The 19,923-nt window shown below is 65.1% G+C and carries 19 protein-coding genes; 6 read left to right on the top strand and 13 right to left on the bottom strand.

Annotated elements, in window-relative coordinates:
- Positions 1–94: 94 nt before the first annotated feature.
- Both E2I15_RS27555 and E2I15_RS27550 read right to left on the bottom strand, forming a co-directional pair.
- Positions 95–937, bottom strand: a complete 843-nt coding sequence (locus tag E2I15_RS27555; protein ID WP_026191869.1) for a fumarylacetoacetate hydrolase family protein — start codon at positions 935–937, stop codon at positions 95–97.
- A 156-nt stretch (positions 938–1,093) separates the two neighbouring features.
- Positions 1,094–1,732: a TetR/AcrR family transcriptional regulator gene (locus E2I15_RS27550; protein WP_137478930.1), complete on the bottom strand. Its 639-nt coding sequence runs from the start codon at positions 1,730–1,732 to the stop codon at positions 1,094–1,096.
- A gap of 174 nt (positions 1,733–1,906) precedes the next feature.
- Between E2I15_RS27550 and E2I15_RS27545 the strand changes: the two genes are divergently transcribed.
- Complete coding sequence (locus tag E2I15_RS27545; RefSeq protein ID WP_137478931.1) at positions 1,907–2,278, top strand: hypothetical protein; 372 nt, start codon at positions 1,907–1,909, stop codon at positions 2,276–2,278.
- A 232-nt stretch (positions 2,279–2,510) separates the two neighbouring features.
- On the opposite strand, the gene E2I15_RS27540 is transcribed toward E2I15_RS27545, so the two are convergent.
- A complete protein-coding gene (locus tag E2I15_RS27540; protein ID WP_137478932.1) occupies positions 2,511–3,362 on the bottom strand; it encodes an MBL fold metallo-hydrolase in 852 nt (283 codons plus the stop codon).
- 119 nt (positions 3,363–3,481) lie between these two features.
- On the opposite strand from E2I15_RS27540, the gene E2I15_RS27535 reads away from it, so the two are divergent.
- Positions 3,482–3,895, top strand: coding sequence for a DUF3775 domain-containing protein (locus tag E2I15_RS27535; RefSeq protein ID WP_137478933.1), 414 nt, complete (start codon positions 3,482–3,484; stop codon positions 3,893–3,895).
- A 304-nt stretch (positions 3,896–4,199) separates the two neighbouring features.
- Here E2I15_RS27535 and E2I15_RS27530 read toward each other — a convergent pair whose 3' ends face one another.
- The 3 genes from E2I15_RS27530 to E2I15_RS27520 form a co-directional block, all read right to left on the bottom strand.
- On the bottom strand, positions 4,200–5,189 hold the full coding sequence (locus E2I15_RS27530) for an NADPH:quinone reductase (RefSeq protein ID WP_137478934.1): 990 nt from the start codon (positions 5,187–5,189) through the stop codon (positions 4,200–4,202).
- Between the two features lie 264 nt (positions 5,190–5,453).
- Positions 5,454–6,236 carry an SDR family oxidoreductase gene (locus E2I15_RS27525; RefSeq protein WP_137478935.1) on the bottom strand — a complete coding sequence of 261 codons (783 nt, stop codon included), beginning with the start codon at positions 6,234–6,236 and terminating at the stop codon, positions 5,454–5,456.
- A gap of 276 nt (positions 6,237–6,512) precedes the next feature.
- Positions 6,513–7,028, bottom strand: coding sequence for a CvpA family protein (locus E2I15_RS27520; RefSeq protein ID WP_137478936.1), 516 nt, complete (start codon positions 7,026–7,028; stop codon positions 6,513–6,515).
- A gap of 111 nt (positions 7,029–7,139) precedes the next feature.
- On the opposite strand from E2I15_RS27520, the gene E2I15_RS27515 reads away from it, so the two are divergent.
- A complete protein-coding gene (locus E2I15_RS27515) occupies positions 7,140–7,901 on the top strand; it encodes an SDR family NAD(P)-dependent oxidoreductase (RefSeq protein WP_137478937.1) in 762 nt (253 codons plus the stop codon).
- A 586-nt stretch (positions 7,902–8,487) separates the two neighbouring features.
- The gene (locus tag E2I15_RS27510) at positions 8,488–10,113 is read left to right on the top strand and encodes an FMN-binding glutamate synthase family protein (protein ID WP_137480974.1); all 1,626 of its coding nucleotides are present in this window, start codon (positions 8,488–8,490) and stop codon (positions 10,111–10,113) included.
- Between the two features lie 12 nt (positions 10,114–10,125).
- Here E2I15_RS27510 and E2I15_RS27505 read toward each other — a convergent pair whose 3' ends face one another.
- The 5 genes from E2I15_RS27505 to E2I15_RS27485 all read right to left on the bottom strand — a co-directional run bounded on the left by E2I15_RS27505 (position 10,126) and on the right by E2I15_RS27485 (position 16,605).
- Complete coding sequence (locus E2I15_RS27505) at positions 10,126–11,598, bottom strand: FAD-dependent monooxygenase (protein ID WP_137480975.1); 1,473 nt, start codon at positions 11,596–11,598, stop codon at positions 10,126–10,128.
- 104 nt (positions 11,599–11,702) lie between these two features.
- Positions 11,703–13,691, bottom strand: a complete 1,989-nt coding sequence (locus tag E2I15_RS27500; protein WP_137480976.1) for a carbohydrate porin — start codon at positions 13,689–13,691, stop codon at positions 11,703–11,705.
- Positions 13,692–14,001: 310 nt separating this feature from the next.
- Positions 14,002–14,202: a hypothetical protein gene (locus E2I15_RS27495; protein WP_137480977.1), complete on the bottom strand. Its 201-nt coding sequence runs from the start codon at positions 14,200–14,202 to the stop codon at positions 14,002–14,004.
- A gap of 35 nt (positions 14,203–14,237) precedes the next feature.
- Positions 14,238–15,893: an NRAMP family divalent metal transporter gene (locus E2I15_RS27490; protein ID WP_137480978.1), complete on the bottom strand. Its 1,656-nt coding sequence runs from the start codon at positions 15,891–15,893 to the stop codon at positions 14,238–14,240.
- A gap of 406 nt (positions 15,894–16,299) precedes the next feature.
- Entirely contained in the window at positions 16,300–16,605 is a 306-nt protein-coding gene (locus E2I15_RS27485) for a hypothetical protein (protein ID WP_137480979.1), read from the bottom strand.
- A 340-nt stretch (positions 16,606–16,945) separates the two neighbouring features.
- Between E2I15_RS27485 and E2I15_RS27480 the strand changes: the two genes are divergently transcribed.
- Positions 16,946–17,215, top strand: coding sequence for a metal-sensing transcriptional repressor (locus E2I15_RS27480; protein ID WP_137480980.1), 270 nt, complete (start codon positions 16,946–16,948; stop codon positions 17,213–17,215).
- 117 nt (positions 17,216–17,332) lie between these two features.
- Here E2I15_RS27480 and E2I15_RS27475 read toward each other — a convergent pair whose 3' ends face one another.
- Both E2I15_RS27475 and E2I15_RS27470 read right to left on the bottom strand, forming a co-directional pair.
- Entirely contained in the window at positions 17,333–17,602 is a 270-nt protein-coding gene (locus E2I15_RS27475; RefSeq protein ID WP_018269139.1) for a hypothetical protein, read from the bottom strand.
- A gap of 202 nt (positions 17,603–17,804) precedes the next feature.
- A complete protein-coding gene (locus tag E2I15_RS27470) occupies positions 17,805–18,611 on the bottom strand; it encodes a creatininase family protein (protein WP_137480981.1) in 807 nt (268 codons plus the stop codon).
- 144 nt (positions 18,612–18,755) lie between these two features.
- On the opposite strand from E2I15_RS27470, the gene E2I15_RS27465 reads away from it, so the two are divergent.
- A complete protein-coding gene (locus tag E2I15_RS27465; RefSeq protein WP_069280433.1) occupies positions 18,756–19,799 on the top strand; it encodes an ABC transporter substrate-binding protein in 1,044 nt (347 codons plus the stop codon).
- Positions 19,800–19,923 lie beyond the last annotated feature (124 nt).

Genomic DNA, 19,923 nt, shown 5'->3' with positions numbered 1-19,923 from the left:
CGGCCATCCATGTCTTTGCCTCCGTTGAAGACCTAAGACGTGGATTCCCGGGTCAAGCCCGGGCATGACGAATTCAGGAACAGCACGTGGGCGCTCACGCCCCGACGATTTCCTGGCGCTGCTCGCCGAGGCCTTCGATGCCGAGCGTCACGACGTCGCCGACATTGAGGTATTGCGGCGGCTTCATGCCGGTGCCGACGCCGGGCGGGGTGCCTGTCGTGACGATGTCGCCGGGCAGCAGCGTCATGAACTGCGAGACGTAGGAGATGCACTTCGCCATCGTGAAGATCATGGTCGAGGTCGTGCCGGTCTGGCGGCGCTGGCCGTTGACGTCGAGCCACATCGACAGCTTCTGCACGTCGGCGATTTCGTCCTTGGTGGCGAGCCACGGGCCGACCGGGCCGAACGTGTCATGCGACTTGCCCTTGGTCCACTGGCCGAGGCGCTCGATCTGGAAGTTGCGCTCGGAGACGTCGTTGCAGATGCAGTAGCCGGCGACGTGGTTCAGCGCGTCGGCCTCCGAGACGTATTTGGCGCGGGTGCCGATGATGGCGGCGATCTCGACTTCCCAGTCGAGCTTGGTCGAACCGCGCGGCTTCTCGACCGGATCGTTGGGACCGGACAGCGCGGTGTTGGCCTTCAGGAAGAAGATCGGCTCGGACGGGATCGGGTTGCCGGTTTCCTTGGCGTGGTCGGAATAGTTCAGGCCGATCGCGACGAATTTGGAGATGCCGGTGACGGGGGCACCGAAGCGCGGCTTGCCGGCGACGGCGGGGAGGGAGGCGGGATCGAGCGCAGCAAGCTTCTTCAGCGATTCCGGCGTGTAGGCATCGCCGGTCAGGTCCTTCAGATGGGCCGAGAGGTCGCGGAGCTGGCCGGATTTGTCGATCAGACCGGGCTTTTCCGCACCCTTTTCGCCATAACGAACAAGCTTCATGTTGATCACTCCCTACGATGTCCTGAGGATTGTTACTGGTATACCTCGACACGCTTCATGGAACAGCGCGCCGGGAAATTCAACCGCTTCACGGCCATGGCATTGCAGCCATCACCTTCCGGCGTGGCCGCCTTGAGCCGTTCCTTCGACCGCCGTTCACGATCGCGGACGGGGCGCCGCCAGCATCCGCGTGAACATCTCTTCCAGCAGCCGGCACGGTGGCTCGGGATTGCGCGTGCCCGCGACGATCGCATCGTCGGCCACGGCGTGCATCCCGTCGAACACGATCAGCGCCGCGCTGCGGGCGTCCGGGAAAGCCCAGACGCCGGCTGTCCTGCCATCCTCCAGCACGGCGACGATCTGGGCGATCACGTCGTCCTTTTCCTGCAACTGGCGCTGATGATGCGGGAAGTCGTGAAACACGACGTCGTGCAGCTCGACATTGGAGAGATAGGTTCCGACGGCGCCGCGCAGCCAGGCCGACAGCCGTCCGCGATGATCGTCCGCGGCGCGCTCGGCGATCGCCGCCGCCACCCGGGCGAGGAAATCCTGCGTGAAGCGCGCGCGCAGGGCGATGATCACGTCCGCCTTGGTCGCGAAGTAATGGTAGAAGGTGCCCTTCGCGACGCCGGCCCGGGCGGCGATGTCGTCGATCGTGGTGGCCTCGATGCCCTTCGCGATGAAGAGGGCCGCCGCAGCCGACATCAGGTCGTCGACCCTGACTTCGGCCGGCTGGGTCCGTCTCCAGCGTTGCGCCGCGCCGCGCGTGGCTGCCGCCTGCCGCTTCCCGATCATACCGTCAGCATCCATCCGCACCTGATAACCGATTCTTGCATCGCATATTTAGAATGACTTTCAAATGACTTAGATACATTGACCAACCGTCAGTCGATAGATATTTCTGCCCCGCCGCCGCCCGCGGTCCGCCTGATCGGCACGGTCAGGCGCCGTCACCATGAGGAAGCTTCCATGAAATTCTTTCGCGAGGCCGAGCCCGGCATCTTCATCGCAACCGGCCGTCTGCAGACCGAGCAGGACGGCTGCGACTGGACCGCGGAATACAGCGAGCTGCTTGCCGCGAATCGTCCGATCGCCGTGATCGTCAACGTCGACGATCAGCCGGAGGTCGCCGCCGGCAAGCCGATGGTGCTGTGGATGAAGGCGCGCAAGGCCCAGCTCGGCCGACTGATCCGGGTCACCGTCTACATCGCTGCTGATGACGAAGAGCGCACCGAGCTCGAGCGCAACCTGCCCGGACGGGCCAAGGCCTTGCCCTATCCGGCCGCGCTCGCCGCCAGCGAGGCGGACGCGCTCTTCCTCGCGCGCGCCAGTTTGATCTAGGAAACGAGGCTGGACAAAACTGCGCTCCCTCTCCCGCTAGTGGGGGAGGGCCGGCGTGGGGGTCTCGCCGCGAGTCACCTAGTGGAGAGAGTCCTCACCCGACGCGCTCTGGCGCGCAAGTGCGCTGCCGAGCGCGTCGACCTAAGAACGAGCTTCGCTCGTCTCGACCACGCAAGCGGGAGAGGTGCAGCGAATCTGTTGCGACACTGATTCAACCGAGAAGCATCACGCTCTACGCCTCCAGGGCGATGAACCTGAAGGCGTCGCCGTCGCGCTTGATGTGGCCGGCATTGAAGTGCCCGCCGATCACCAGCGTCGGCGTGTCGGCAAAGCGCAAGAACAATTCGCGCCGCGTCGCGGCCGATTGCCTCTGGTCGGAGTCCGCGGTCGACGACCAGTCGAGGTGATACATCTGGCAGGGATGATGCGCGACATCGCCGGTGAGCAGTCCTTCCGCGCCGCCGGACCTGATGTGGATGCTCATGTGGCCGGGGCTGTGTCCCGGCGTCGGGATCAGCGTGATCTCCTCGGTCAGGCGATGATCGCTCGGCACCAGCTCGGCCTTGCCGGCATCCGCGATCGGCTTCACCGAGTCGGCGAACACGGCGGCATGCGCGGCGTCGTCGCTGTGGTCGCGCCAGTGCTCATACTCGGTCTTGCCGAACACGTAACGCGCATTGCCGAAGGTCGGCACCCATTTGCCGCCGACGAGTTTCGTGTTCCAGCCGACATGATCGACATGTAGATGCGTGCACAGCACGGTGTCGATGCTGTCGGGGGCAAATCCGGCGGCGGTCAGTTTTTCCAGGAACGGATCGCTGCGGTTGTTCCAGGTCGGCACGTTGCGGCCCTGCTTGTCGTTGCCGAGCCCGGTGTCGACGATGATGCGGTGCTCCGGCGTCTCGACCAGCAGCGAATGGATCGACATTTTCAGCCGGCCATCCTCGTTGGCGAAATGCGGGATCAGCCAGGGCAGGCTCTGGATCTCCTCCCGGCCGGCCAACGGCAGGATGAATCGTGTGCTGCCGACGGTCTCGAGCTCGACGACCTTTGTGACTTTGACTTTGCCGATCGTCCATTGCATGCGGCGTGCCCTTGGTTTTTTGTTTCTCGCCGGACCATGCGGGTTTCCGCACGCCGGCGCAATGGATCAAGTCGGCGCCTCCTGCGTTACCGCTTTCTTTGGACTGAAGGAGTGCGCGAATGCCGGAACTCACAATCTCCCCTGAAAAAGTTGGCTTCTTGATCGAGAAGGCGCGGGAATTCGACGTCAAGGAGGGGCTCGTCGATCCCGACTCCGGCTCGAACGGCGCTGACGACGAGATGATCGACGTGCTGGAGGACGACGGCACGGATCCGGTGGCGCGCGAGATCACCGGCTTCATCGACGCGCTGAGCGAGGACGAGCAGGTCGACCTCGTCGCCCTGATGCGGCTCGGTCGCGGCGACGGCACGATCGAGGAATGGGCCGATCTCCGCCGCGAAGCCGCCCGCGGGCGCACCGGCCGTACCGCGAGCTATCTGCTGGGCGAGCCCATGCTCGGCGATTTCCTCGCCGAAGGACTGGACGAGTTCGGCCTGGGGCCGAGCGACGAGCGCATCACGCCGATCCACTAAGGAGCCGCATTGTTCTCCTGACCTCGCCCCGCAAGCGCAGGGCAATCGCATATGACGTCTGCGGAGAGCATCCGCGGGCTCCCTTCGCCTCTCCCGCTTGCGGGGTCGAGACGAGCGAAGCTCGCTCTTAGGCCGACGCGCGCCCAGCGCGCGGCGAGTGGGGGTTCTCTTCACGATATGACTCGCGGAGAGGGCCCCCACCCCAACCCTCCCCCGCAAGCGGGAGAGGGAGCCAACCGCCGATGCCGTTGCCATTCGAATTCCATATAAGATTGCCCTACCACGTGCGGGGAGAGGGAGAGGATTATCGCGCGCAGTCGACGATCACGGTGCCGATCTTGTCGCCCTTCTCGACGGCGAGATGGGCGTCGGCGGTCTCGGCGAGCGCGAATTGCCCGGCGATGTTGTGCACGCGGGTGCCCGACGCCAGCCATTGGGTGATGTCGGCCTGCGCGGCCGCGAGCAGCGGCGGCGGCAGCGCGAACAGCACCAGCGCGCGCACGGTGATGCATTTCTCCATCAATTCGCGCACCGGCAACGTCGGCGTGCGGTTGCCGTTGGTGGCGTAGACCGCGATCGTCGAGTTCATCGCCATGATCTTCAGCGTGGTCGCGAGATTGCCGCCGAAATCGACGTCGATCACGCGGTCGACGCCGCGGTTCTCGGTGAAGGCCATCACCTTCGAGACGACGTCCTCGGTCCGGTAGTTGACGACGGTGTCGGCGCCGGCGAGCCGCGCCTCGACATCCTTGACCTGCGAGCTGACGGTCGCAATCACGCGCGCGCCGCCCCATTTTGCCAATTGCACGGCGTAGTGACCGACCGCGCCGGCGCCGCCGGTGACCAGCACCGTCTGCCCCGAGACCGGACCGTCCGCGAACAGCGCGCACCACGCCGTCATGCAGGGGATGCCGAGCGTAGCTCCAGCCGCGAACGACACGTCCTGCGGCAACGGCGTCACCAGATAGTCGGCCAGCGTGATGTATTCGGCCGCGGTGCCGAAAGCGCGGCCATTGCGCTGACCGTTGAACAGCCAGACGCGATCACCGACCGCAAAGCGGGTGACGCCTTCGCCGATCTGGTCGATGATCCCGGCGCCGTCGCTGTTCGGGATCACGCGTGGAAATTCCATCGCGCGATAGTTGCCGCTGCGGCGGCCGACATCGGCCGGATTGACGCCGGATGCCTCGAGGCGAACCCGGACTTCACCCGGGCCCGCGTCCGGTGTCGGCATCTCGCCGACGGTAAGCACCGTCGCCGCCGCGCCGGTTCGTTCGTACCAGACGGCCTTCATCTAGCGCCCCTTTCCGAAGTTCGTGAACTCGTCCAGCGACCTCTTGCGCGACCTTCGGAGAGCACGAGGGCGCTAGAAGACCCATGAATCTCGAGTGCCGCTTGACCGATTTGAAGCTCCAATCGGTCTCGCCGCATACAACAGGGGCTTCAAATCGGCGGCACTAAAGCATGATCCGGAACAGTGTGAAGCGGTTTTCCGAAAAGATCATGCGCAAACAAGGAGCTAAAGCGCGATGATGATTCAACCTAATCTCATCGCGCATTAGAGCGTGCCCGGGAAGGCACCGCCATCGAGCAGCAGGTTCTGCCCGGTGATGAAGCCGGCCTTGGCGCCGCACAGGAATGCGCAGGCATAGCCGAATTCGTCGGGATGGCCGAAGCGGCCGGCGGGGTTCAGCTTGGCGCGCTCGGCCAGGACCTGCTCGGCCGAGATGCCGCGCTTCTCGGCCTCGGGCTTCGCGGTGCCGCGCAGGCGGTCGGTCTCGAACGGGCCCGGCAGCAGGCCGTTGATGGTGACGTTGTTGATCACGGTCTTGCGCGACAGGCCGGCGACGAAGCCGGTGAGGCCGGCGCGGGCGCCGTTGGACAGGCCGAGGATCTCGATCGGCGCCTTCACCGCCGCCGAAGTGATGTTGACGATGCGGCCGAACTTGCGCGCCATCATGCCGTCGACAGTGGCCTTGATCAGCTCGATCGGCGTCAGCATGTTGGCGTCGATCGCCTTGATCCAGTCGTCGCGGGTCCAGTTGCGAAAATCGCCCGGCGGCGGGCCGCCGGCATTGTTGATCAGGATGTCCGGCTCGGGGCAGGCCTTGAGCACGGCTTCGCGCCCGGCCGGGGTCGTGATGTCGCCGACGATTTCGGTGACGGTGACGCCGGGGTGGGCTTTGCGGATTTCGTCGGCGGTCTGCTTCAGCGCCTCGGCGCCGCGCGCCGTCAGGGTGACGTGCACCCCCTCATTGGCGAGCGCGATCGCGCAGGCGCGGCCCAGTCCCTTGCTCGATGCGCAGACGATGGCACGGCGGCCTTTGATTCCAAGATCCACGGTTCACTCCCTGTGATGTCGGGTAGGTTTGTAAAGGTTTGATGGCACCAGTCTAGCGGAGCTCGGCGGCGCCGATAAGGGACGTGCAATGCATAAGTGCATGCCGGGCAGGAACAGGCGGGTGAGCACGTTGGAGCCGGGCAGGAGGCTAAAGCATGATCCGGAAAAGTGCGAAGCGGTTTTCCCTCGCGACAAACGCGGGACGCGTTTGCGCGGAGATCGTGCTCAAACTAAGAGCTAAAGCGCGATGACGATTCAACCTAATCACATCGCGCTTTAAATGCGTTGCTCGCGCCGCAGCCGCTCGATCGCCATGGCGGCTTCGGGCGGCAGCGAGCGGAATCCGGCCTGTCCGGCCGCGGAGAACAGCGGCCGCAATTGCGATCCATTGAGGAACTGCGGCTGCCTGGCGAGCGGCACCAGCTGATCGAACACCAGCACCAGCGTGGTCACGACGAGACCGACCCTGATGGCGCCGAGCAGCGCGCCGCCGAGGCGGTCGCCGATCCCGATCTCCGAGCCGATGGTGTCGTCGAGCATCGTCCGCGCCATCTTTCCGAGGATGACGCCGATCAGGAGGAAGAGGCCGAACAGCAGCACGCCATTGGGCGGAAACGGCGACGACGGCAGCGTCGCGATGTGGGGCCCGATCATCGCCAGCGTGGCGACCGCGAGCGGCATGGCGATGAGATAGGCCAGGATGATGACCGCGCTGCGCAAAAGGCCGGTCGTGAAGCCGGTCACCACCGCGAACACCAACCCGAGGATGACGGCAAGGTCGAAGAGGTTCATGGATGAGGAATTTCCTGCCCGGATCTCCCGCGATCCTCTGGTTGATCAAACCTGCTTACATCAGGGACAATTGTAGCTATCAATCGTCCGCTTCAATCCGGGAACCTGTCGATGTCCGACCTATTCGATGTCAGTAAAGAAATCATCCTCATCACCGGCGCCTCGCAGGGGCTCGGGCGGCAATTCGCCCGCGTGCTGGCGGCGCATGGCGCCGCGGTGGTGTTGGCCGCGCGCCAGACCGCGAAGCTGAAAAGCCTCGAGCAGGAGATCAAGGCCAAGGGCGGCCGCGCCGCTGCGGTGCAGATGGACGTCGCGGATATCTCCGGCATTGCGAACGCGCTCGACGCCGCCGAAGCCGCGTTCGGTCCAATCACGGTCCTGATCAACAATGCCGGCATCGCGATCGAGAAACTGTCGACCGAGCAGACCGAGGCGGATTGGGACGCCGTGATTGGCGCGAATCTGAAGGGCGCCTACTTCCTCGCGACCGAACTTGCGCGGCGCATGATGGCGCGCAAGCAGCCGGGCAACATCATCAACGTCGCATCCGTGCTCGGACAGGGCGTGCTCAAGGCGGTGTCGCCCTATGCGATCTCCAAAGCCGGCATGATCCAGGGCACCAAGGCGATGGCGCTGGAGCTCGCCGGCAACAACATCCGCGTCAACGCGCTGGCGCCGGGCTATATCGATACCGAGATGAACCATGATTTCTGGTCGACGCCGGCGGGCGAGCGATTGGCAAAACGGATTCCACAGCGCCGGGTCGGCGCCGAGTCCGATCTCGACGGTGCGATCATGCTGCTCGCGTCCAACGCCTCGCGCTACATGACCGGGACGGTGGTGACCGTGGATGGCGGCTTCTTGCTGAACTAGCTTCGTAGCGAAACAAGACCTCATCCTGAGAGGATGTGAGGCTATGTCAGCATGCGCGGGCGATGGACATCGCGTGGTGTGACGCCTTGAATCGGGAACCATCCTCATCGTCGTCCCTGCGAAAGCAGGGGCCCATAACCACAATTGCCAGTTGTTGGGCGATGCTGGAACGACGAGTCCCTTCAACAAGGTCCGCCGCGGCGTATGGGTCCCTGCTTTCGCAGGAACGACGGGTTGGAGAAGCCGCAGACACCCATCACGGTTTCTGGATAATAGAAGAATGCCGCTGATTTGCCCGACGAGTCAAGTCGCCGTGTCGAACGCCGGCAGCCCCCGACTCCTTTGCATGGGGTTGTTTTCGATATTTTGGCGGTGCGGCCCTGACGGCAGGTTATCGCATCCGATCCGCTGCCCTTCGTTGCAGTGCAAAAGCCGGTCTCGTTTCGATTTGACTGGCAACCGCACCCGCCCAATCGGGCGGTTGTCACATCTGTGACTGCTCGGCCGTATAACCGTAGTGCACTTGTTCCGCGAGTTGGATTAGGCTCGCGGCCCACAGGGTATTTGGCCAGACCGGAGGAATTTCATGGATACGATGCTGCTTCCGTTCTCGCCACGCTTCATCGTGCTGACGATCTGCGCCGTCGTGACCGCACTGCTGCTGCTGGTTGGAATTTTTGATCACAAGGTCTTCAAGATCGTCCTGATCCCGCTGATCATCTTCGGCGCGCTGACATTGCTCGGCATCCGCGACCTCACCCAGAAAAACCACGCGGTGCTGCGCAACTACCCGATCTCGGCGCATGTCCGCTTCCTGCTCGAGGAGATCCGCCCCGAGATGCGGCAGTATTTCTTCGAGAGCGAGAAGGACGGCATGCCGTTCTCCCGCGACACCCGCGCGGTGGTCTACCAGCGCGCCAAGATGGTGCTCGACAAGCGGCCATTCGGCACCCAGGAGGACGTCTATCGCGAGGGCTATGAGTGGATGCACCACTCGGTGGCGCCGAAGCCGCGTGCCGACCAGAAATTCCGCATCACCATCGGCGGCCCCGACTGCACCAGGCCGTATTCGGCATCGGTCTTCAACATATCCGCCATGAGCTTTGGCGCGCTGAGCCCTAATGCGGTGCGGGCGCTCAATGCCGGCGCCAAGAAGGGCGGCTTCGCCCACGACACCGGCGAGGGCGGCGTCAGCCCGTATCATCGTGAGATGGGCGGCGACATCATCTGGGAGATCGGCTCCGGCTATTTCGGCTGCCGCAACCGTGACGGCACCTTCAATCCGGATCTCTTCGCGAGCGTCGCGGGCGAAGACCAGATCAAGATGGTCGAGCTCAAGATCAGCCAGGGTGCCAAGCCCGGGCATGGCGGCGTGCTGCCGGCGGCGAAGGTTTCCGAGGAGATCTCCAAGATCCGGGGCGTGCCGATGGGCGAGGACTGCATCTCGCCGGCCTACCACAAGGCGTTCTCGACGCCGCTGCAGATGATGGAATTCGTCGCGCAGATGCGCAAACTGTCCGGCGGCAAGCCGGCCGGCTTCAAGATGTGCATCGGCCATCCCTGGGAATTCCTGGCGATCTGCAAGGCGATGCACGAGAGCGGGCTCTATCCCGACTTCATCGTGGTCGACGGCAATGAGGGCGGCACCGGCGCCGCGCCGCTCGAGTTCATGGACCATCTCGGCATGCCGATGCGCGAGGGCGTCAATTTCGTCCACAATGCGCTGATCGGCATCGGTGCGCGCGATCGCATCAAGATCGGCGCCTCCGGCAAGGTCGCGACCGCCTTCGATATGGCGCGCGCGATGGCAATCGGAGCCGACTGGTGCAATTCGGCCCGCGGCTTCATGTTCGCGCTCGGCTGCATCCAGTCCCTGAGCTGCCACACCGATCGCTGCCCGACCGGCGTGACCTCGCAGGACCCGATCCGCAACCGCGCGCTCTATGTGCCGGACAAGATCGAGCGCGTGTACAACTACCACCACTCGACCCTGCACGCGCTGACCGAGCTGCTCGCCGCCGCCGGCCTCGAGCACACCAAGGAGCTGCGCCCCATCCACTTCTCGCAGCGAAGGTCGACCACCGAGGTCGCTTCCTTCGCCGAGCTCTATCCGACGCTGCGCACCGGCGAGCTGCTCGAAGGCACCCAGGACCGCCGCTTCCGCGACGCCTGGGCGATGGCGCGCGCGGATTCGTTCCAGCCGGCGGGGTAGGGGCTACGCTCGCTACGTACCAGCGGACGCGCCGAACCATTTGGTCAGCGCCTCGGTCAGTCCCGCGTGCGTTCCCTCGCCGACCCACGCCACATAGCCGTCGGGCCGCACCAGCACCACGGTCGGCGCCGGAACGGCTCCGAGCGCAGGAAGCTCCCATGCGCCGCGATACGCGGCATCGACCAGCTGAACCCGGTCGGTCCACCCCGCGATGGCGATGCTGCCGGGCGCGCCGAAATTCAGCAGCACCGGCCGCGCGCGGTGCAGCAGCGCGAAGACTGGCATCGGGCCGTCGGCGGTGACCAGATCAAGATCGGGCATGCCGCGTCCGAGCAGCGGGTGGCCCTTGCCAAGATCGTAGTGAAGGTCGAGGCCCGATATCATCGCGGCGAAGCATCTGCGCGGCTCGTCCATGCGCAGCAGGTCGGAGACGATCTCGTTCAGCGCCTGGGTGCGTGGATCGGTGCGGTTGAGCGCGACATGCGCCATGGTGTTGCGCAGCACGCGGGCCGCCACCGGATGCCGTTCGGCCTCGTAAGTGTCGAGCAGGTCGTCGGGCGCGATCCGCTTGATTACCTGGGCAAGCTTCCAGCCCAGATTCACCGCGTCCTGCACGCCGATATTGAGACCTTGGCCGCCCATCGGCGGATGCACATGGGCGGCGTCGCCGGCCAGCAGCACGCGCCCTTTGCGGTAGGTCACGGCCTGCCGGGTCATGTCGGTGAAGCGCGAGATCCAGACCGGACTGTGGATACCGAAATCGCTGCCGTACGCGGCGACCAGCGCCTCGCCGACGTCGCGCAAGGTCGGCTCCCGGTCGGTGCCGAGTTGCCGCTCGGTCAGTACCAGCCGCACCCGCCCGCCATCTTCCGCCTTGCCGATCGCCGAGGTGCCGGTGTCGTGCTGGCGAAAGCCCCATTCCGGCTCGCCGGCCATCTCGGCCTCGGCGATCAGCCAGCTCGTGGTCGGATCCCACCCGGCGAATTCGATGCCGGCCGCTTTGCGGACGAGACTGCGGCCGCCGTCGCAGCCGACGAGATATTGCGCCCGGAGCAATTGGCCATCCGACAGTTCGACGTCGACGCCGGCCTCGTCCTGCGCGAAGCCGGTCACCTCGCGCGCGCGATAGGACTGCACCGCCAGTTCGCCGACCCATTCGCCGAGCAGGCGCTCGATATGGTTCTGCCGGAGCCCCAGCGTGAAATTGCGCCGAGTCGGAAAATCGGTGATATCCAGTGGCATCAGATGCGAATGGAACAGCACCGCCGGATGGCGCGTTCCCAGCGCGACGAAGCGGTCGCCGATGCCGCGCTGATCGAGCACCTCGATGGTGCGCGCGTGCAGGCCGCCGGCCCGCGCGCCGATCAGGTCCTCCCTCGCGCGCCGCTCGACAATCGCAACATCTATTCCCGCCAGCGCCAACTCGCCCGCCAGCATCAGCCCGGTCGGACCTCCGCCGGCAATCACCACAGCATGTTCCCGCATCCCGCACTCCTCCGTTCGATTGGGGCGCGCGTTGTACGGGATGATCCCGGGCTTGCCGCAAGCCCGGGGGGTCTACATATATTTGAGTGGGGAGAGGGCGCGCCTCAGAACTCGCCGTGGACGCGGCCGGTGAAGATGTGCACCGGGCCGCGGTCGGCGTTGTAGGCGGGGTTGGTGATGAACTGATAGTCCGCGGTCAGCGTCAGGTTCTTGTTCACCTGATAGGCGTAGTAGGTCTCGAAGATCCGCTCCGGGCTGTAGTTCAGCGCGCCGTCGCCGATCAGCAGACCGAGGCCGCCGGCGGCTAGGTAGTCGCGATGCGCTGATGACAGCCCGTTGATCGCGCCGCCGATGCCGATCGTGTCGTTCGCCCGTCCCCACCTGCTGCCCTTGATCGACAGGCCGCCCGAGACGCTGCGGTCGACATCGGTGAACGACAGGATCTCGGTCCGGCCATCGTTCCAGCTGAGGCGGCCGAACAGACCGACATCGGTTGCGATCTGCTGCTCGCCGTTCAGATAGAAGCCGTATTTCAGATTGTCCTTGCGGATGCCGGCCATCACGTCGTTGATGTCGAGCGCCGGATTGGCGTCCTCGATCGCGAGCGCCTGGGCGTATTTGCCGGTGTTGCCGCGGTTGCCGAACACGCCGACGCGGAGCTTGCCGGGCTGGTCGAAGATCGAATAGCGGCCCTCGAACTCGACCACCGCGCCGCCGGTGTTGAACACCAATACGTCGCTGTTCGGTGCGTTCGGCACCTGGAACACGCCGGCGCGCACCGCCCAATCCTTGCGGTTGAGTTCGACCACCGCGCCGCGGGTGTAACCGGGGAGGTCGGCCGGGAAGTCGTAGGCCGCGGACGCCCACATCGCCCAATTCATGAAATCGGCGCGCGGGTCCTTGGCGTAGGAATTGCCGTCGAAGAAATCGCCGACCGCAAAGCGCCCGACCACGAGCGTGAGGCGGTCGATGTCGCGCTTGCCCGCGATCTGGTTCGGGCCGTCGGCGACGTCTTCCTGCTCGCCGCCAAAGCCGAAGGTCTGCTTGAAGTAGTAGCGCTGCGGCCGGATTTTCGGGAACGGCGCGCCGGCCTTCTGGGCTTCGCCGTTCGAGAAGCCGGCGAGGCCGAGCGTGCCGTTGAGGCCAAAGCCCTGCGCGGTTTCCGGGTTGAAGTAGAACTCGCCGCCTTCCCAGAGCCGCACGCCGAGAAACGCCGTCGTGGTCCAGGTCTGCTGCAACTGCCCGGCGCCGGGAAGGCTGTTGGTGCCGGCATAGGGCGAACGGAACGACGCATAGGTCTGCGGCAGCAGCGTCGTCTGGCCGTGCACGCTCCAGTCGCTCGATTCAGGCAGCGCGGTGGGCGTCGGCGTCGCCGACCATGGCGAGTCGCCGAGCTGATAGTTGAGGCCGAATTTCAGCAAATGAATGCGCGGGTCGATGCTGACGCCGGGCATGCCGAAGTCATTGAGGCCGAGCGTGCGGCGCGACAGGTCGACATAGTCGTATTCGACCTTGGCGGTCCAATTGCCGCTCACCGCGAATTCGGCGCCGGCGCCGACGGTCCAGCCGGTGTGGTACTGGCCGGGTTCCGAGATCACCTCGCCCGCGGCGTCGTTGACCCGAACCTGGCTGTGGCCCCAGGCGAAACCGCCGGTCACGTAAGGCATCCAGGTGCCGAAAGAGTAGCCGGCGCGGCCGCGTAACGTGCCGACATAATCGATCGACGAATTGAAGGGGCCGAGCACCCGCCGCGGCAGGTCGGTCGGACCGGTGAAGGTCGCGTCCGCCTCGACGCCGAGCACGAAGCGGTTGGCGAATTCCTTGTTGTATCCGACCTGGAAGCCGCCGATCCCGCCGGTGATGGTGGGCGGAAAGAACACGCCCTGTTCCAGGATCGGGTTGGTGCCGGGACCCAGCGTGCCGTCGCCATAGCCGACATGGGCCCCGACATAGAACCCGGTCCAGCTGTAGACCGCCCTGGCGGCGGGGGATTTGAGGGCCAGATCGGCCGCGGTCGCCGGCGCGCCGAAGGTTGCCGCACCGAGCGCTGCGCCGGCGGCGATCTGGACCCGGAAGAGGCGGACGCAGGTCATGACGCGGCTTTCCGCGAGCAAGTGGCGGTTTCGCCCGGCATCACTGCAGATTTGGCGGCCGCTTGCCACCCGAGATTTGAAATCATCGCCCGCCGTCCCCGGTCCGATCTGTGTCGTCCCATCCAAAGCCAAATCAGCACCTAGCATCCCCCGCTGCTTATTGCAAATAACTCGCAATAGCAACTGAGGCGTACCCAATACCGCTCCGATTTGCACGCCACCGTGACAGTCACGTAACAGCGCGAGGCCGCAGACCGCATCGGCTGCGATCGACCACGCGTCTACGGCAAATCGGTCGAGACCCGACCGTTCAATCGACGCCGCCATTGTCCTCGTCCTTTGTGTTGATGAATGCTGGCTGCGATGCCCTGCCGAGCACGACTCGCGCGCCGGCCCGTTCAACGCATCGCGCCATCGACAGCGCCGTCCGCAGTCCGGCACCCGAGATCACACGACTCTGATGGAGCGCGGCCGCGCCGCGCAGGATGGCGCTCGCCAACCTGAACAGCATGACCGCGCTCCTTCGCTGGCCGCGACTGAGCGCAGTCACGCCCCCACCGTGGCGAGCTGGACGATCCGCAGCAGCACGAGGCCGGCGGCGACGACGAGATAGCCGCGCAGCACGATCATCCAGATCCGGCTCAGCGGGCTGAGCCGCGCCGGCGGCAGCCGGTCGAGCGGCGGCATCCGCCAGCTGTCGCGGTCGATCAAACAAGGCTCTCGCGGGGGCTTGCGCTTGAAGCGGAAGGACGCGTTTCCGCGCGACGACATCTCGTACAACTTGACGGCTGCGGTGACCGCCAGTGCCAGCAGGCTGCCGCCGACGAGGATGCCGATGATCCAAGCCTCGCCGAGATCGGGGAACAGCACCGCGGCGGTCAGGATCACCGACAGCATCACCAGTCCCGCGACCACCGCGCCGGTGAACAGGTTGAGTTTGGTCGAATTGACCCAGGGTCCGAGGATGTGGCGGTCGTTGCACAGCAGCAGCAGGAACACGGTCGCGCTCGGCAGCAGCACGCCGGCCAGCGTCTGCACCGCATTGGTGAGCAGCCCGAGCGGCGTGCCCGGCGTCAGCACCAGCACTGCCGCGAGTACGATCAGGCCGCAATAGACGCTGTAGAAGCCTTTCGCATCCCACGGCTTGCGGTGCAGCGAATGCTTGACCGCGAACACGTCGCCGAGCGCATACGCCGTTGCCAGCGAAACCGCTGCCGCGCCAATGATGCAGGCATCGAGCAACGCGAGGGCGAACAGGGTGGCCGGCAGCCGTCCGGCATATGCCTCGAGCCCGACCGCGGTCCCCAGTGCGTCGGTGTAATTGCCGAATTCGGGCTTTCCTGCGAACACTGCCGCACAGAACGAGATCATCGCCACGGCGCCGACCACGACCAGCATGATGCCGATGCACAGGTCCATCCGCTCATAACGGATGAAGCGCGGCGTGATCCGCTTGTCGACGATGTAGCTCTGCTGGAAGAACAATTGCCACGGCGCCACCGTGGTGCCGACGATGGCGACGATCAGCAGCATCACCTCGCTGAGCTTGGCGTCTTGCGGCATCTTCGGCACGAAGAAGTCGGCTGCGATCTGCCCGACCGGCGGATGCACCATCAGGATCACGGGCACCAGCAGCAGGCTGCCGGCCACCAGCACGATGCCGAAGCGTTCGAAGCGGCGGAAGTCGCCGGTCGAGACCGCCAGCATCACGATTGCAGCCGAGGCCAATACGCCCCAGAACTGCGAGACGCCGAGGAAATGAAGCGCAAACGTGATGCCGATGAACTCGGTGACGATGGTCAGCGCGTTCAATACCAGGAGGTCGATGACGCTGAAGGCACCCCAGAACTTGCCGAAGCGCTCGAAGATCAGCCGCGCATGGCCGACCCCGGCGACCGCGCCGAGCCGCACCACCATCTCCTGGTTGACGTAGAGCACCGGGATCAGCAGCAGCAGCGTCCACAGCAGCGTGGTGCCGTAGTTCTGTCCGGCCTGAGTATAGGTGCCGAACGCGCCGGCGTCGTTGTCGCCGATCATCACGATCAGGCCGGGGCCGACGATCGCCAGCAGCGTCTTCAGCCGGGCCGCCAAGGTCGCGCGCGGCGCGGCGTCGTCGCGCGCGATACTGCCGAGCGCGCCGTGGATGTCGCCGGCATGCGCGCTATCGAGAATGGCGGTTTGTGTAGTCTTGCTTTCGGTCATTTCGCGTCTCCTCGCCGCCCTCAGGCACGGCGGGAGGGACGCAGGCGTCGTCAGACGCGCACGTCTCCGCTGCCGTGAGCAGCGGCATTTCCAGATGTCATGCGGTTCAATGGTCCCGCTGCTGCGCCGCGATGGCGCGCAACGGGGCAACTAGGTCCTTCGTCCATGTCGGCCTCCTAAACCAAGACGACTACTTCTGACCGAGCAGCGGGCGCCGCTTCACCTCGCCCCGCGTGCGGGGAGAGGTCGGATCGCATCGTCCGATGCGATCCGGGTGAGGGGGGCCTCCGCGATCACGGCTATCACCGTGTATGCGGAGACGGCCCCTCACTCCAACCTTCTCCCCGTAAGAACGGGGAGAGGGAGCGGCAGCACCGTCGTTATCAAGCCCACCCTCATCGTCGGCCTAGGCGCACAGCGGCGGCTTTGCCGCGGCGTGGCGCGTGGCTGTTGCGCGCGGGCCGAAACGCCGGCCCCCGCGTCGCTGCTGATCGAGATCACCGCTGGTGTCTTCCGCAATCCAACGGCATTCCAGCCGGCCGTCGATCAGGATCCAATGACAGGCCGGGGTTGGACGGCGGCGGCGGCCCGCCAGGCGGCGAAAGCCCGGCAGGTTGTCATTGCAATGAATGACGGCCGGCGGCGGCATGCGCCGCGGCTCGCCAACGCGCCGCGGGCCTGCTTGCCGGAATTTTGCGAGCTTTTCGAACATCGCTCACCTCCACTTCCGCTGGTCGCGGCAGGCCGGTGAGGAGCAGTGGTCAGCTTGGGCGCGACCACCCGTCCACGCAGGCGAGATCTGCGCGATCAGTCTTGCTGTGTTGCGGCGTCACCAGTCCCGGCATCGCCGGTCTACTGTCGCCTGAGTTGCTACTGCCCATGTGCCTTCTGTGCTGGCTCGTGGATCGACTTGTCTCCGGAGATAGAACCCCCGGGGCGGAACGAACGTTCCGATCATCGGGCACTACGCCCGCGACAATGGCCTGTCAAGCCGATTCCGCTATCCTCCGGGGAGGATCATGATTATCCTCCCGGGAGGATAGGAGAGCCAGATGTCCGACGACCATCCGCACGCTGCGATCGCCCGGCGCCTGAAGCGCGCCAATGGCCATCTCGACACCATCGTCGAGATGATCGAGCAGGGCCGGCCCTGTGCGCAGATCGCGCAGCAATTGCAGGCGGTGGAGAGCGCGATCGAGAGCGCCAAGAAGGCGCTGATCCACGATCACATCGGCCACAGCCTGGAGGAGACGCTGAAGGCAGCGGGGCCGAAAGGGCGAGCCGTGCTGCGCGATTTCAGGCTGGTCGCGAAGTATCTGTGATTGCCGCGTTCAAGAATTGACCCGCCCGGGGGGATTCACCGGACGGGTCGGTTGCGACACGGGGTGGATGAGGACCCATGCCGAACACAGGATCCGCAACCTTAGGAATTGTGTCGATCAGTAGTAGCAGCTGCGCACGCGGCCGATGTAATTGCCATAGGCGTCGAACTGGCGCACCCAGCCGCAGCGCCGATAGCCGCCGCCGTAGTAATAGCCGTCGCTGGCCGCGATCGCGCTGCCGACAACGGCGGCGCCGACAAGGCCTGCGCCAACGCCCCAGCCCCAGCCATAGGGCTTCGCTTCAGCCTGCGACGTCGTGGACGCGATGGTGCCGGTCACGGCGAGCGCGGTGAGGGCGAGAGCGGCGAACTTGGTCTTGATCGACATGGAATACTCCATCCTGTGTGGGGCGGCGCCGGTGCGGTCCGCATGCCCGTTGGACGGAGGCTGTGCGGTTCCGGTTCGAAGATCGGGGCGGAAATATGGTTTCGCGAATTGTTTCGTCGCGTCTGCCCGGACGAAGCCATTCTAGTCCTGACGCGTTTTCTTCACGCCAACCGGTACCCGCTTTGCTCGAAAATGCTGTCGGTCAGTGGCCGCGAAACACGCTGGGATCGAACCGGTCGACGTCGGCAAGCAGCTCGCAGAACGCGCGCGCGCCGTGCTCGATCAGCTTCTCGCCCTTCTCGGCCGAGGCCTTGGTCGCATCGCCGATCGCGCCGCTCGGATTGAGGTCCTGCGCCTGCCAGGCGAACGGCGCCGGCCGCTGCGTCGACAGAAAGCGATGATCCTTCTCGATCTGCACGCTCGCCGGCTTGAAGTCCGCGACCGCTTCCTTGCGCACGGCTTGCGGATATTTCGCCAGCATGATCGACGTCTCGACCGCGCCGCCATGGATGCCGTGGCGCAATTCGCCGGCGTCGAACAGCCCGTCCGGCGCGCCGAAGCGCGACCAGCTCGTGGTCACCACCAGCATCTGATGGCGCGCGCGCAGATCCTGCGCCACCAGCTGCATCGCGGCGGAATTGCCGCCATGGCTGGTCACGATCACGAGCTTCCTGACGCCCGCGCGCACCACGCTCTCGCCGAGCGCCATCCAGCTCTTCAGCGCCACGTTGGTCGGCAAGGTCAAGGTACCCGGAAAATCGATGTGCTCGGTTGAGACGCCGACCGGCTGCAACGGCAGGAACGTGACGGGAGTGGCCGCCGGCAGCAACTCTCGCACCCGCGAAAGATAGGCCTCGCCGATCATGACGTCGGTTCCGAGCGGCAGATGCGGCCCGTGCTGCTCGGTCGCGGCCAGCGGCAGCACCGCGATCCAGCGCGCGGCCGCATCCCTGGCGATATCGGGCCAGTGGATGGCGGTCCAGTCGCGGGGCGGAAGCTGAGAAGTCATCAAGCCGGTCGTTTCAATACAAGCGTTTCACGGGATGGATTTGCAGGCTAGTTTGTTTAACATCATAACGGGTTCGCGTCTCCGGGCGCGGTCCGCGTCTTCCCGCCTTCCATCATGGGCCATAATGATCGACGGAGTCCAACCATGATCCCGGCCTTTTTGCTGCGAGCGTTAACCACAAGCCTTTTGACCGCCGCGCTTTGCGTCGCCGCGGCGCTTGCCCCGGCGCGGGCGCAGACCTCCGACAAGACCTTGGACAAGGTCTCGTTCGGCACCAATTGGGTCGCCGAGGGCGAGCATGGCGGCTTCTTCCAGGCGCTCGCCGACGGCACCTACAAGAAATACGGCCTCGACGTCACCATCGTGCCCGGCGGTCCCAACGAGAACAACCGCATGCTGCTGATCGCGGGCAAGCTCGACTTCTTCATGAGCGCGAACTCGCTGCAGACCTTCGACGCCGTCACCAACAACGTGCCGCTGGTCGCCGTCGCCGCCATGTTCCAGAAGGATCCGCAGGTCTTCCTGACCCATCCCGAAGTCAAGGCCACAAAGATCGAGGACCTGAAGCCGCTCACGCTTTTGATCTCGAAGGAGGGCATTACCAGCTACTTCCAGTGGCTGAAGTCCGAATACGGTTTCGACGAGAACAAGGTGAAGCCCTACACCTTCAACCCGCAGCCCTTCATCGTGAACAAGCAGACCGCGATGCAGGGCTACGTCACCTCGGAGCCCTTCGCGGTCGAGAAGGCCGCCGGCTTCAAGCCGAACGTGCTGCTGCTCGCCGATTACGGCTTCAACTCCTACTCGACACTGATCGAGACCCGCCGCGACCTGGTCGACAAGAAGCCTGACCTGGTGCAGCGCTTCGTCGATGCCTCGATCGTCGGCTGGTACCACTATGTCTACGGCGACAACTCGGCCGGCAATGCGATGATCAAGAAGCTCAATCCCGATATGAACGACGAGTTGCTCGCCTATTGCGTCGCCAAGATGCGCGAGCACGGCATCGTCGATTCCGGCGATTCCATCAAGAACGGGATCGGCGCCATGACCGATGAGCGGATGGCGAGCTTCTTCGACAAGATGGTGCGGGCCGGCGTGGTCAAGAGCGCCATCGACTATCGCCAGGGCTACACGCTGCGCTTCGTCAACAAGGCGGTCGGCGCCGAGCTCAGGCCGAAGAACTGACCATGATCCGATCTGTTGCAGCATCGGCAGTCGACCTCTCCGCTCGAAGGAGAGAGCAATCGCGCATGGTGTCCGCGGAGTTTGTCCACCGGCTTCCTTCGCCTATCCCGCTTGCGGGGGAGGC

The sequence above is a fragment of the Bradyrhizobium sp. BR2003 genome, from assembly GCF_009720285.1.
Taxonomy (GTDB): Bacteria; Pseudomonadota; Alphaproteobacteria; order Rhizobiales; family Xanthobacteraceae; genus Bradyrhizobium; species Bradyrhizobium elkanii.
The sequence above is the reverse complement of the archived record's forward strand: the minus strand, read 5'-3'. Positions and strand labels throughout refer to the sequence as shown.

Coding starts and splice junctions, on each gene's coding strand:
- E2I15_RS27555 (WP_026191869.1), bottom strand. CDS start 937: ATGAAGCTTGTTCGTTATGGCGAAAAGGGTGCGGAAAAGCCCGGTCTG.
- E2I15_RS27550 (WP_137478930.1), bottom strand. CDS start 1,732: ATGATCGGGAAGCGGCAGGCGGCAGCCACGCGCGGCGCGGCGCAACGC.
- E2I15_RS27545 (WP_137478931.1), top strand. CDS start 1,907: ATGAAATTCTTTCGCGAGGCCGAGCCCGGCATCTTCATCGCAACCGGC.
- E2I15_RS27540 (WP_137478932.1), bottom strand. CDS start 3,362: ATGCAATGGACGATCGGCAAAGTCAAAGTCACAAAGGTCGTCGAGCTC.
- E2I15_RS27535 (WP_137478933.1), top strand. CDS start 3,482: ATGCCGGAACTCACAATCTCCCCTGAAAAAGTTGGCTTCTTGATCGAG.
- E2I15_RS27530 (WP_137478934.1), bottom strand. CDS start 5,189: ATGAAGGCCGTCTGGTACGAACGAACCGGCGCGGCGGCGACGGTGCTT.
- E2I15_RS27520 (WP_137478936.1), bottom strand. CDS start 7,028: ATGAACCTCTTCGACCTTGCCGTCATCCTCGGGTTGGTGTTCGCGGTG.
- E2I15_RS27515 (WP_137478937.1), top strand. CDS start 7,140: ATGTCCGACCTATTCGATGTCAGTAAAGAAATCATCCTCATCACCGGC.
- E2I15_RS27510 (WP_137480974.1), top strand. CDS start 8,488: ATGGATACGATGCTGCTTCCGTTCTCGCCACGCTTCATCGTGCTGACG.
- E2I15_RS27505 (WP_137480975.1), bottom strand. CDS start 11,598: ATGCGGGAACATGCTGTGGTGATTGCCGGCGGAGGTCCGACCGGGCTG.
- E2I15_RS27500 (WP_137480976.1), bottom strand. CDS start 13,691: ATGACCTGCGTCCGCCTCTTCCGGGTCCAGATCGCCGCCGGCGCAGCG.
- E2I15_RS27495 (WP_137480977.1), bottom strand. CDS start 14,202: ATGCTGTTCAGGTTGGCGAGCGCCATCCTGCGCGGCGCGGCCGCGCTC.
- E2I15_RS27490 (WP_137480978.1), bottom strand. CDS start 15,893: ATGACCGAAAGCAAGACTACACAAACCGCCATTCTCGATAGCGCGCAT.
- E2I15_RS27485 (WP_137480979.1), bottom strand. CDS start 16,605: ATGTTCGAAAAGCTCGCAAAATTCCGGCAAGCAGGCCCGCGGCGCGTT.
- E2I15_RS27480 (WP_137480980.1), top strand. CDS start 16,946: ATGTCCGACGACCATCCGCACGCTGCGATCGCCCGGCGCCTGAAGCGC.
- E2I15_RS27475 (WP_018269139.1), bottom strand. CDS start 17,602: ATGTCGATCAAGACCAAGTTCGCCGCTCTCGCCCTCACCGCGCTCGCC.
- E2I15_RS27470 (WP_137480981.1), bottom strand. CDS start 18,611: ATGACTTCTCAGCTTCCGCCCCGCGACTGGACCGCCATCCACTGGCCC.
- E2I15_RS27465 (WP_069280433.1), top strand. CDS start 18,756: ATGATCCCGGCCTTTTTGCTGCGAGCGTTAACCACAAGCCTTTTGACC.